Annotated in this window: 8 protein-coding genes and 1 pseudogene; 2 read left to right on the top strand and 7 right to left on the bottom strand. The window is 69.5% G+C overall.

The genetic code is table 11. The features are described from left to right. Positions 1-421: 421 nt before the first annotated feature. The 4 genes and pseudogenes from N5I75_RS37315 to N5I75_RS37300 form a co-directional block, all read right to left on the bottom strand. Positions 422-748, bottom strand: a complete 327-nt coding sequence (locus N5I75_RS37315) for a hypothetical protein (protein WP_476684643.1) — start codon at positions 746-748, stop codon at positions 422-424. Between the two features lie 141 nt (positions 749-889). Then, entirely contained in the window at positions 890-1,147 is a 258-nt protein-coding gene (locus tag N5I75_RS37310; protein WP_476684642.1) for a hypothetical protein, read from the bottom strand. Between the two features lie 515 nt (positions 1,148-1,662). Further along, a complete protein-coding gene (locus N5I75_RS37305) occupies positions 1,663-1,806 on the bottom strand; it encodes a hypothetical protein (RefSeq protein ID WP_476684956.1) in 144 nt (47 codons plus the stop codon). A gap of 280 nt (positions 1,807-2,086) precedes the next feature. Then, a pseudogene (locus N5I75_RS37300) lies at positions 2,087-2,287 on the bottom strand (hypothetical protein); the annotation flags it as partial. Between N5I75_RS37300 and N5I75_RS37295 the strand changes: the two are divergent. Further along, complete coding sequence (locus N5I75_RS37295) at positions 2,250-2,771, top strand: hypothetical protein (protein WP_476684641.1); 522 nt, start codon at positions 2,250-2,252, stop codon at positions 2,769-2,771. The pseudogene N5I75_RS37300 and the gene N5I75_RS37295 sit on opposite strands and share 38 nt — an antisense overlap. A gap of 428 nt (positions 2,772-3,199) precedes the next feature. Here the strand turns inward: N5I75_RS37295 and N5I75_RS37290 are convergent, their stop codons facing one another. Next, positions 3,200-4,252, bottom strand: a complete 1,053-nt coding sequence (locus tag N5I75_RS37290; protein ID WP_476684640.1) for a hypothetical protein — start codon at positions 4,250-4,252, stop codon at positions 3,200-3,202. A 451-nt stretch (positions 4,253-4,703) separates the two neighbouring features. Between N5I75_RS37290 and N5I75_RS37285 the strand changes: the two genes are divergently transcribed. Then, the gene (locus tag N5I75_RS37285; RefSeq protein ID WP_476684639.1) at positions 4,704-5,096 is read left to right on the top strand and encodes a hypothetical protein; all 393 of its coding nucleotides are present in this window, start codon (positions 4,704-4,706) and stop codon (positions 5,094-5,096) included. 269 nt (positions 5,097-5,365) lie between these two features. On the opposite strand, the gene N5I75_RS37280 is transcribed toward N5I75_RS37285, so the two are convergent. Together N5I75_RS37280 and N5I75_RS37275 are read right to left on the bottom strand one after the other, a co-directional pair. After that, a complete protein-coding gene (locus N5I75_RS37280) occupies positions 5,366-7,018 on the bottom strand; it encodes a hypothetical protein (protein WP_476684638.1) in 1,653 nt (550 codons plus the stop codon). A 2-nt stretch (positions 7,019-7,020) separates the two neighbouring features. After that, complete coding sequence (locus N5I75_RS37275; protein ID WP_476684637.1) at positions 7,021-11,787, bottom strand: hypothetical protein; 4,767 nt, start codon at positions 11,785-11,787, stop codon at positions 7,021-7,023. Positions 11,788-11,957: the final 170 nt, after the last annotated feature.

Genomic DNA, 11,957 nt, shown 5'->3' with positions numbered 1-11,957 from the left:
CGCCACGGCACCGCTCGGCCCGCGAGCCGCCGAGCACGGTTCCGTTCAGCTCTCAGCGGTCGTCGCACAGGCCGCTGGGTACCGGTCGCGTCGACGTGCATGGTGCGGAAGTACGCGACACGGCGGTCGCGAACCAGCAGCCAATTGGTCCGAACACGGTCCGGACGCAGCCGCGCCGGGATCCGGCTTCGGCAGCGACGGCTCGGTCGGCGACCGCGGTTCGTCCGACACGCTCCACGGCCGTGACTGACGCTTTCCCCTACACGGACCTACGAGCGGACGAGCCGACCGTTTCATGATCCATGGCACTTTTTTCGTCTTTTTCTCAGCGGGTGGACGAACTGACTCCGCAGTCGACCCGGCGGCCGGGCCACCCTTCCCCGGTTCTGCGGCCACCCCGCGCACGCACAACCCCTTGACCTCACTCGGCGCCGGGCAGAGCGTCCTTCGCCAGGCGCACCGCCGCGTACAGGCTCAGAGTCGGCTCCGCCCGCCGAAGGATTTTGATGGCCTGGACCGAGTCGGCCGGCCCGTCGTACCCCGACTCCGCAAGCCGGGCCCGCACCCAGTCCCCACGCAGATCGGCGTCGCTGCGGGCGCTCGCTTCCTCGATGAGGGCCACAGCCCGTTCCAGCCCGGGGCGTTCGGCGTCGGACGCGTTCTCAAGGGCTGTCCGTACGGCGTTGGCAATGCGCTCGCCGTCTCGCAGGACAAGGATGTTCAGCTCACGGCTCGACTTCTTGATCATGGTTGCATGATGCGACACGGATACCGGGCGGGACAGCCGATTTGAGAGCGTTCAGAGGTTGGCGGCCGTCCCGCGTCGGGTGCTGCCTGGCCGGCTCAGAAGGCACGGCACTCGTCGCGCTGACGGCCGGCGGCCACTCGGTCAGAAGCCGCCCGTGCTGCACCATTTCAGCACCTCGCAGTGTGTATCCCACCAGGTCAGCGCTTGCCGCACCTGGTCGAATCGCCGGGCGGTGCGCATGTCCAGAAGCAGCGCGGAACGGCCTGTCAGCGGACACACCCTGCAGTCCAGAAGAGCGGCCTCCTGCAGCGCGTCCGGCTCCTTCAGCGGATCCCAGTCGATGGGGTCCGCCGACGCATGGTCGGCGAGGCCGGTGAGTAGGTCTTCGATGAGGGTCATGGAACAAGGATGTCGTTGTAGGAGCCGGACGATGAACGGATGGGGCCGGACGAACCATCAGAGGGACACTGCCCTTCACCTCTGCCGGTATGCGCCCCGCTCGTCTACCAGCCCATGTTCTTGGCCACCTCGCCCTGGGCTGCGACGATCTCGTCGTCGGTGGACTCGGCAACGTCCATTTCGACCAAGCCAACATCGCAGGTCAGCTGTGCACACTGTTCACGAGGTAGCACGTCGCCGGTGATCTGCCTGTGCCGTAGCGCAGACACTCGCGAATGTGTGGGCGATGCCCCTCGACCGCTTTCCGCCAAGCGGCGCCCAACAGTCGGCCGTGCCACACCGTGCGGAACCCGGCCTGCGTCCCAAGCAGCACACAGGCGCCGGTTGGCCCAAGCGGACAGTGCGCTACATCCGGCTATACCCCCACGACGAGCACCACCGGGCGCGCTTGACGAACATCGCGAAGAGCGTGTCCTTACCGACCCCAAGCGCAGCCGACCGCCTTCCGCTGCGTCCTACTCCTCCGGCTCCCAGGCGCGGAGAAGGTCGAGCAGCCCTTCGTCTCCGTCGATGTGCATGGAGTCGGCCGGGATACGGTCGTACAAGTAGAGGACCAACTCCCTGGCTGTGCCGTGGACGGAGGCGCCAGCTGGGTCCAAGTCTTCGCCGGTCGCGCGCCAGGGTGGCGATGTGGGTGGAGCGTGCTCCGTCGCCGTCGACCGTGAGGCGCCAGGAGCGGCCCTCGGCGGTGTGGGAGTCGAAGGTGGTGGGCTTGTGCGGCCAGGCGCTCGGCGTCGCGACGCAGGTGAACAGGAACTCCTCGACACCGTCGAGGGCGACCTCAGTCCGCAGCGACCGCGGGGCGCCTGTGGCGATATGGGCGTCGTAGGTGTGCACCGCGCTCTCCTGGACCCGGTGTCGGGCGACTCCGCCGGCCGTCCGCGGCGTCTGCAAGTCGCTCCACCACGCCCAGCAGGCGGCATCCGGTCCTGCTTCGCGCGGGACCCTCAGCGCAAGCTGCGTCGACGCGGCTGGCCAGGCCACCAGAGCCTGTCCGATGGATCCGCAGGGTGACCCTGGTCGGCTCCTAAGCTCTGGCGATATGGAGAACCAGCTCACCCATGAGGCCAGTGCCTTCATCAACTTTCGGAGCTACAAGTTCCGAGATCCGAGTTCGCCTGGCTACAGGTGGGTCGACATCAAGCACCTGCGGATCCCAGCCGAGTCCGGCGACGCCCGGAAACTGCTCGCGACGCTCATCGGGCATGAACAGTTCCGGGACGACTACGCGGGCGGCGGAGTCCTACCGGAGGGATCCAGGCACGGCCCGTATTGGTTGAGGCTGCTCAACCCCGACGTATACGAAGCCGTCAGCCGGGAGAAGAGCGCGCGCATCCTGTGGGGGTGGGTGAAGCAGTTCGGGGACGTGCCTTACGAGCTGGAGGCGGATCTGCAGCGGGAGGTGTTCGACCGCTTGGCGGCGGCCGACCATATCTACTATTTGAGCGGGCTCGGGGATGAGGCCTTTCATGACTGGGGAGGTGTGCACGAGGACTTCCACGAGTTCGTGCTCGTCGACCGCTCAGCAGAACGGATCACTCTCCTCGTTGCGGCCGACGACTGAGTCGCTGGGCATGGCTACTGTGGTGGGGCATCTGAGCAATCAGGGGCGGAGCCACAGGCGAAGCGCGGCCACGGCCGGATGACCGCGGTGAGGTGGAAACCAACGGCTCACACCCTTACCGCTCAGGGAGCCACGAAGTGATCGCGATCGCCCGCTATGTACCGAGCCCGCGCGTCAGCCCGGCGTCCGGCCCACGCGCCGCCGGTTCAGAGTGCCCGATATGCCTCGGCAGGGTGTCCGAGGGGCAGCTCGCGGGACAGCTGCACGTACACCGGCCCCCCAGCCGTGTCGACGCGGAGGTTCTCCCACTGGTCGACGTCGTAGTCGGCATCGGAAGGGGAGCGGGCCGGATGCGAGGGTGCGCACGCCTGACTGGTCGGCGATCCCCCTCCCCCTACACACCATTCCCGGGGCCGACCAGGCGGCGGTCAGCGGAGAGTGCGGAGGAAGATGTCCGCTTTGCCGTTGGTGTCGTCGGGGACGAGGTCCTCGGCTGCGGAACGGAAGACGACCTGGCGCCCATCGGCGCTGACCGCGTCGATCCCTGCCGTAGCGGGGCGGTCGGTGACAATCTCGTCCGTTCCCGTCTCCAGGTCGCGCAGCGCAAGCGGTGCAGGCCCGGTCGTACCGGACGGGGTGTGGAGGAGGTAGCGGCCGGTGGGGTCGATGGCGACGCCCTTCACTCCGGATACCTGCACGGCGGTGCTCGAGGCGATGTCGTAGACGTAGGTGTCCGCACCGGACAGGTAGACGACCTTGCTGCCGTCATCGCTGAGCTGGACGAGCTCGGCCGCCCTGCCTGCGCCCTCGATCGGGTGGACAACCGTGTTGTCGGCCCAGTCCCACAGGAGGATGTCCTGCTCGCCGCCGTCCTGGTAGGCGAGACGGGTCCCGTCGCCGCTGAGGGACGGTCGAATCGGTGCGGTGTTCTGGACCACGTCGATGGTCTGCAGTTCGCCGGTGTCCGGCCTGCGGACCTCGACGCGCTGATTCTGCTCCGGGTACCTGAACCGGATGCTGAACGCCTGCTGGCGTTCGCTCGCGCCCATGGACGCTTCGCAGGTCAGGAGCGAACAGGTGTAGGCGGACGACCATCCCAGGCTCAGATGGTTCTGATAAAGGGCCTCACTGTCGAACCTGGGTGCCAGATAGGCGAGCACCTCTCCGTCGCTGCTGAGCATCGGCGGCGCCATCGCGGGTCCGCCGAACTGCCGGTTCTGTCCCGTCGCCAGATCGCGGACGAACACCCGGTTGTTCCTGCCGGTGTTGCCGGGTGTGAGGTTGTTCGCGTACGAGGAGAAGACGACGCGGTGGCCGGCCGGTGTGATCGACGCCTGAGCGGAATCGTCGTTGGCCTGGGTGCCGTCGGCCGCGACGCTGACCCTCTCGATACCGACCGCGCGCACGTCCGCACCGCCGTCGTCCGCAGTCGATTCGGCCCAGGCCGCTCCTGGCAGGGCTGTCCAGAACACACTTGCCACGGCCACCGCGCTCAGGACGACCCGCCCGCGTCTGACGGAAACCCGGTTCCCACTTGCTCGCATGTCTCCCCCAGACACCTTCCGCCTCGGTACCCCGTACGGAGAACCACCGACATGCAAACGTCACAGAGCGACGGGGTCAACGCACAGAGACGCCAGATCACTTGCCGGGGGGATCGCTTTCGGTCACCTGAGAACCGCTCCGTCACCCCGTCTGCCTTCGCAGCAGCCCCCAACCCCCAACCTAGCGGCGCCACGTACGGATCACGGCCGCGTCAAGGCACGTCGGCGACAGCACCCCCGCGGGTGAAGGGACCATCCCAAGGAGGTCACATGCTCAACTCCCCTGGCAACGTGGAGCCATGAGACGAGTCGACGCCGGAGCATTAACGAAGACACGCGCGCGACCGCCGTCTACAGCGGCCACACCCTTCGAACGCAGAGAACCGCCGTGGACTGGTTGATCACAGCTGTCAGAGGTGACCCCGAGGTGTTCGCCGCGCTCGTCGCCCTCATCGCCGTCTTCGGCGGCATCGCCGGCAGTTACATCGGCGCGAAGATCCAGGCGCGCAGCGGGCACGCACAGGCACATGCCGCCACCGAAGCCGCGCTGCTCACCGTCCAGTACCAGCATCTGGTCACCTTCCACGAGGAACGGGAGCGTGCCGCTCGGGCGCTCCAGGCTCTCGGACTGGCTCGCCTCCAGGTGGACATGCTGTTGGAGGACGCCGCGCAGGGGCCGGTCAGCGACGAGTTCCTGGCCTTCCATACAAGGCTCGACGAGGACCGGCGACTCCTCTTCGAGGAGGGCCGGGCCATGCTCGGCTCGGCGCGCAGCCTGTGAGTCCCTACCCAGGTCTCAGGTCCTCCGTACCGTACCGTGCCGTGCCATCCCGTGCCGTGCCGTGCCGGGAAGCGAGACGCCGCCGCGCCGCCCGTAGCACGGCACACACACCACGCGATCGGCGCGCGCTGACCGTGCTCCTCCTGGTCACGATCCGCTTTGAGCCGCCGCAACGTTGTCGGGTCGAGTCCGTAGAGGCAGGAGACGGCGACGGCATGGGTGGAGTGCAGGTGGGCAACGGGCTCGTGGGCGTCCTCCTCATCGGCCGGTCAGCCCAGTAGGAGGGCTGTCGCCTCTCTCACCTGATCGTGCGCTGCCACCAGCGCCACCGCTCGTTTGGGGGGCGGGACGTCCGGATGGCAAGCGGCCCGCAGGTAGTACTCCGCCAGCACGATCTGCCACTCCCAGGCCCGTTCCACCGCCTCGGCGTCCGGGCACACCGAGGGCAAGTTGGTGATCAGCCAGGAGAGCGCGGCCAACGCCGCCCGCGTGCCCGGCGTCGGTGCTTCGGGTACCGGCGGAGCGGTCCGACGGCCCAGGCACAGAGCCAGCTCCCGCCAGAAGTCGAACCGGGTGAAGAACATGGACTCCACCCCCGCGTCGACGGACCGCATGACGAGGTCCACGGCGAACCGTGCCGCGTCCGTCGCCCAGTGGAGACGCCCGAACGCCCCTGTGTCGATCAGTACCGGCATCGGGTGACGGTGCCGGCTCACCAGGACGTTCCCGCCGTGCAGATCCCCGTGGGCGTACGTGGTCGCTGTCGGTTGCCGAAGACGGTCCAGCGGTACCCCGAGCGGCCTGCCCTCTTCGACGAACGCCCGCATCTCGCGGGCCAGTCCCGCGACATCGGGCAAGGCACCACCGTCCTCACGCAGCAGCGCGGGACCGAACGTGTCGAGCGCCTCGGACACCAGCCGGCGTCGCAGGTGCGAGAACTTCACCTGCTCGATCAGCGGCGGGCCGGTCTCCCGGTTGGCGGCCTGTGCCACTCCCAGCCCTTCCACGAACAGGCGGTACATGACGTCCTCGACGTCACGCTCGGACGGGCCGGTCGTCAGCCATTCCCGCAGGGTGGTCGCCTGCTCGGTCAGGGTGGCGCCCAGCGCGTACCAGCCGTTGACCGGTCCCACCGCCCTCGCGGGGCGCTGCCGGACGAGGAGCGCCGACGGGAACACCTTCGCGGCCTGCGCGTTGAGCTGCGCCTCCTGGGTCAGTGCCTGTTCGTCCCGCGAAACCTTCACGACGTGCCGTTGCAGCGGGCCGCCCGGTGCGGCCCCGGTGACGGAGCACACCGCTGCCCCGGACGCACCGGGGGCCAGGAAGGACACGCGCATCGTCGCCACGTCCGGCACACCCTCCGCGTCCAGGATGCGGCTGTAGAGCTGGGAGAGGGTGGGTTCGGTGATCAGCTCCATCAGGGACTGCACCGCTGCATCGTGCTGGTCCGCCTCGACCTTCATCGTGCACAAGGTGCCGTTGTTCAAAAGGTGTTCGCGGATCGCCTGGACGATCGCGGCCGGACTGCTCTCCACCGACTGCTGAGTGAACTCGTAGCGTCGCACCACCCGGTGGGCCCCGTGCGTCAACGCCTGGCTGAACAGGCCGGGCATCTCCAGATGCCCGCTGCTGATGCCGATGACGTAGGTGCGATCCGAACGCTGTTTCGCCTCCGCTATCAGGTCGAGCCCCATCTGCTCCATGAGGTCGGGGAAGTCCTCACGGGCGTACAGCAGGTCGATGAGGACGACGTCGTAGGGCGGGTCGGCGGAGCGGATGCGCCGCAAGCCCTCCTCCGGCTCGGTGCAGGTGTGCCACCGCACCTCCCACCCCAGCCGCTGGAACTGCGTGTTGAGGCGCTCGATGGAACGTCGGTGATTCTTCTTCTCGTCGTCGACCAGGAGCCCGCGGATGAGGTACATGGTCAGGCCCCCTCCCACAGCCGCAGGGCCAGGACCGCCTCGAAGGTGAAGTCGCCCTCGGACACGCCGTGCCCGGTCAGGGTCGCTCCGAAAGGCCGCAGTTTCGCGTCCAGCGCTCGTAGCCCCTGGCCGGGCGAGGGATGCGGTTGCGTGCCGGTGTTGCGGATCGTCACCCGCACGAGCTCCGGCGCCGAGCGGACGCCGGTGACCTGGAGACGGCACCCGGCTCCGGGGGCCCGGTGGCGCCGGGTGTTGTCGAGCACGTGCTCGACCGCCTCGGTGAGCAGCGGTTCCGGGCAGAACACCTGGCTCGCGGTGCCGCCGGCGTCCGGCCAGTGCGTCCGCGCGTTCTCGCCGCGCGCGGCGAGCAGGCGGTCGATCAGCGGTTCCAGCTCCGTGGGTGCCGAGAAGACCAGATCGACCACATGGGCCCGCTTGCCGGTCTCCGGCAGATGGGTGGCGAGGAACATCCGGTACCACCGGTCGAGCCCCTCGAGGAGTTCGTCGCGGGCGTTCAGCCATTCAAGGTCGTGCACACGCTGCGGCTCGCGCAGCAGCCGGTCCAGACGTTCGGAGACTCCGGTGAGTGCGCCGATTCCGTCCCGGCTCAGCTGGATGAGCCAGTCGTGCTGGGCCCTGCCGAACAGATCACCGACGTAGTCCCCCGCGAGGATGTGGCGCAGTGCCGGCAGACAGACGAGGGCGCGGTCGGCCAGATGTCGCTGGCACGTCTCCCAGTCCGACCGCGCTTCCATGCCGGCGCGGCCGATGAGTCCGGTGTCCTCCAGATCCTCCAGGAAGTCCCGCACCCGTAGCAGGCCGGAGTCGAGGCGGTGCCGGGTGACCGCGTGCCCCAGGTCCTCGCGGAGTTGTTCCCACGCCGTCTGCGGATCGTCGGGCTTCGGGCGCGCCTTGTGGTCAGCCATGGCGATCAGCTGCTGGACGACGTGCTGGTACTCGTCGACCGGCCGGGACGGGACCGTGGCCTGCTCGTCCAGTACGGCCCGGCAGCGCAGCAGGCTCTCCCTCAGGCGTCCGATCTCGATGGGCGAGTCGTAGGGCGGCCGGCGCAGAAGCCGGTAGCACTCCAGCAGCAGATGGTCGAGCAGTATCGGCTCGTCCAGGACCAGCGACAGCAGCTCCGGCAACTCCTTGATGAGGCGTTGCGGGGTGGTGGCCGCCAGCACCATCAAGGCCTGGACCCGTAGCCACGGGGAGACGTTGGCCGAGCGGCCCAGCGCCGTCAGACAGACCTGGGCCAGCAGTTCCCGGGCTGCTGTGAACCGCAGCGGGGGCAGCTTGAGCCACTGCTGCTCGGCGGCGAGCAGGCGCAGCAGGTTGGTCCGGGTGAACTCCTCCTCCGTCCGGTCGGCGTCCACCAGGGCGCGCAGACGGTGCAGCATGAGCTCCCGGCCCGCTGTATCGCGCAAGGCCTCACGCAGCAGGCCACGCCACCGGATGTAGTCGATGATGTCGTCGGCGCTGACCGGGACCGTGAACAGGTCCGCGGCCGCACTGCTGTAGACCTCTTCCCGGCGTCGCGGCCGCAGGAGTGCGCGGATCTGCTCCGCGTGACGGCGTACCCGGTCGGGGGCGGCCGTGTCGTCCTGCACCCGCACCCGGGTGGCGCAGATGGCGCAGTCGTGCGGTGACTCCCCGGGGATGCTGCTGTTGCTGACGAAGCGCACGGCGACCGGCACCGCCGCGCCGCCCCCTGGCGGCGTCACGCTTCGCATCATGCGCAGGGCTTCGGCCTCCTGATGTTCGAGGTGGTTGAGGAGGACCACGGCGACGATCGCGGCGGCACCGGATGCCGCCGCCAGTCTGGTCATCTGCCGCAGCGTGCGCCCGGTCGACGCACGGCCGTCCAGAATGATCACCGTGCGGCCCCGGGCGCTGTGCGGAACGGCCGTCGGGTAGATCCATTGGCTGCGGGCGACGCCGCGGGGCACGGTCACCAACGGGGCCACCGGGCGGCCCAGTTCGCCCAGCCTCTGCTGGACCGCCTGCGGCAGCCGGCTCTCGTACGTGTCGTTCGACGACCCCGCGTACCACAGTTGCAGCGGGTGCGCCCCGTTCGGTGCCGACGCGTCGGTGACCGTGTCCAGTGCCTCCCGAAGGACGTCCAGGACGATGTCGGTGATCCGGGTTCCCGTCGGCGGGTGCCGCAGCGCGCCGTCGAGGTGCAGCAGCGCGCTGGAGTGCGAACGGGGTCCGGACAGATGTCCGAGCGAGAGGGTGTCAGGGGCGTCCGCGCACAGCCGCAGGAAGTCGATCTCCGCCACGCGCGGTGCCTCCGGAGGAGTGGCCACCACCGGATGCCGCAGAATCGGATCGATGTCCACCACCCGCATCGTCTGCGCGTCGCCCTCCTGCGTGGGCGGGCCGTCCACCTCGTGCGTGCCGATGGAGACCTCTGTGAGCGACACCACGGGGATGCTGCGGTTGAGAAGCTGGATGTCCCGGCGTTCCTGGCGGGCGTCCACCACACAGGCGACCACGGCCGGCTCGGCGCCTGCACCGACGATCGCGGCGGCGGCCCGCCGGGTCGTGTTCTCCGTCGACAGCAGGTCCGTCACGAGAATGACCCGCTCCCCCGCCTGAACCCGCTCACCAGGATGCAGTCCCTCCAGATCCAACTCGCCCGGCATGGCGTGGTGTCGCCCCCCGAGAGCCAGGCACTCGCTCAGCCGGGTCGCCAGCAGCAGGGGCGCCGCGGACACGTGTGCCACCATCGTCGGCGCCTCACCGCCCTCGGGCCGGCCCGTGAGCACCGCCTCCGCCTTCCGCGCCAGCACATAGGCCGCGGTCGACAACCCTGTCGTCGCCCCCAGCAGGAGCGCCGAGTCGACCCAGCGCCGGGTCAGCCGCAACCCCGGTGTGCGGAACAGTCCCTTGGAGACACCGGCCTTCTGCACGCCGTCCTCGATGGCCGTCGCGAGCTCCCGGCGCGTCTCCTGATCGAGGGTGCGCAGCACACTGGGCGGGGTCATGGCCAGGGCCACCTTGCCGTCCGTGACGTCGAAGAGGCTCGGGTACCGGTCCAGTTCCCGCCACAGGCTGTCGCCCGCTTCGCCACCGGCCGCGATCCACCTCTCCAGGGCCGTCTCTCCGGGCAGCACACCGCCGGCCCGGCTCAGCTCACTGAGCACCTCCCGCACCGCCGCGGAGCCCCCGTACCAGATCGGCGGCCCGTAACACCCGTGCACGAGTACGGGACCGGGCAGCGGGGCCCGTCCGTCGCCCCGTTCGGCGTGCAGAGCGCTCACGCTCAGGTCGAGCACCTTCGGGTCGGCGTCCGGGAAGAGCACCGCCACGGCCGTCAGGTCGGCCAGGTCGCTCACGACTCTCAGCGCCGTCCGCAGAGCGCCCTGCAGGCCCGAACGCGTCAGATGGTCGGTGTCCCGCAAGGTCATCGACACCACCAGACCACCCAGCGCCGGATGGCCGGCCGTCTCCTGTGCCGCCTGTACCAACGCCGCCCGGTCCGCTTCGTCCAGACCGCCCACGGGGTCCATCGCAGAGCGCACCCAGCGCAGTCGCGGGGTGCGCGCCACCTCCGGAGGCTCCACCCACGACACCGAGGGGCGCTGCGCCTTGGGGTCGGTGAGCACCTGCACCTCGTGCAAGGTGCCCGGGACCCGGCTCAGCGAGTCGCCGACGGCTACCGCCCGGCCGTCCGCCTCCGAGTACACCCACCCCGTCAACGTGTCGGCGGTACGGACGACGACACTCCCGCCATAGCTCCTGACGAGGTGTTTGACCCGCCACAGCCCGTTCTGGCCGGGCCGCGGCGCGTCCGGCCCCGCCGGATCCTGCCGCTGCCGGTGGAAGCCGTGCTCGAACGCGTAGAAGACGGTGTCCTCCGCCTCGGTCAATCGCCGGTCGGCGACCGTGCGCACCCCGGAGGGGACTCCGAGCCTGGCCTGCACCGGGTCGAGCCGCGTCACCAGACCGCTGCCCGAGTCACCCACAAGCAGCCGGAGCACCTGGCTCCGCGTCCGCTCCGCCAGCTCGGCCAGCTCCGACGAGCCGACGGCCATGTCCTCGTGACGACGCTTGTACGTCTTCGGGTCCAGGAGCACCGCACTCACCAAGGGCCGGGGCGGGGCCCCCGCCGGGTCCGCGGCGCCGTGCTCCGCGACGTTCTCCAGCAGCTCCACCAGCACTGTCTGGCTCAGGGCGTCGGCGTCGGGCGGAGAAAGGCCCAGCTCACGCAGGCGCGCCACGATGGTCTGGAACTCCAGGGACGTCCGGAGGTCGGGCCCCGCCAGCGGCGACAGCCATTGGAGCGGCAGAACCCTTCGTCGTACATAGGGAGACTGGTCGCGCGTGGAGGTGCCGCCGCCCGCCGCCTCCTCCACCTGCTCCACCGTGGCGTCGACCACCTCCACGGAACCCGCGGGCCAGTGCGCGGGACGCAGACTCGTCAGGAAACCCACCTGACGCATGTAGGCCCGGGTGTCGCCCCGAGCCCGCGCCTGCCGGGTCAGCCGGCGCCTGGCCTCCTCGCCGAGTTCCGGGGCCGGCCGCTGCACACCGCTGTCCGGGAGCTCCGCCGTCGGCAGCGTCACCTGCACCGGCACCCCGTCCCGTACCGCGGCGTCGACCAGCAGCAGGGCCCTCGCCAGCGCCGCGAGATCCACGAACTCCACCCGGGCGAAATCGAGACGAAGTCCTTGCTCCCTGGTCCGCGTCGTCCAGCGGCCGTCGGTCGAGAGCGGCGCGCGTCTGGGCTGCAGCGCGTTCTCCCATGCGGTCGAGGTCAACCGGGGCGGAAAACGAAGTCCTGCCATAGCCGATCCCCCTCAGCGGCGGCGGGTTGCTGTGACGGGTTCTGCCCACCGGTACCAGCGGGAAATCGCCCTCTCTTCCCCACTTTGCATACTCCTGTCATCATCGCCCCACCACGTCAAATTCCGTACTGGTGTCGGACGGA

Source organism: Streptomyces sp. R818 (genome assembly GCF_056172735.1).
This window is presented reverse-complemented; position numbering and strand designations above follow the sequence as displayed.